Source organism: Pseudoalteromonas sp. GW168-MNA-CIBAN-0100 (assembly GCF_040309225.1).
In the GTDB taxonomy this organism is placed as follows: Bacteria; Pseudomonadota; Gammaproteobacteria; order Enterobacterales; family Alteromonadaceae; genus Pseudoalteromonas; species Pseudoalteromonas arctica.
In genome coordinates this window covers 1-261 of sequence record NZ_JBEOOL010000708.1, presented here as the reverse complement: position 1 = coordinate 261, position 261 = coordinate 1, and the positions used below count along the sequence as shown (strand labels likewise).

Here is a 261-nt window from a genome sequence, read left to right as displayed (position 1 = left end):
GCCTAGTGCTATTAATGCATAAAACAAGGTCATATTAAAACTTCACTAATCCGGTAAATCCCATAAATGCCATCGACATTAAGCCTGCGGTAATTAAGGCAATAGAGGCACCTTTAAAGGGGGTAGGAACATCGGCCGCTGCAAGGCGCTCTCGCAGGGCAGCAAACAATACAAGTACTAACGAAAAACCAACTGCGGCACCAAAGCCATAAACCGCCGACTGTAAAAAGGAGTGATCTTCTTTAATGTTAAGTAATGCAA

1 protein-coding gene is annotated in these 261 nt (G+C 43.3%); it reads right to left on the bottom strand.

All coding sequences use genetic code 11. From position 1 onward, the window contains the following. Positions 1–34 precede the first annotated feature (34 nt). A partial coding sequence (locus AAEY62_RS23110; RefSeq protein ID WP_350636772.1) for an Rnf-Nqr domain containing protein occupies positions 35–261 on the bottom strand: 227 nt, incomplete at its 5' end.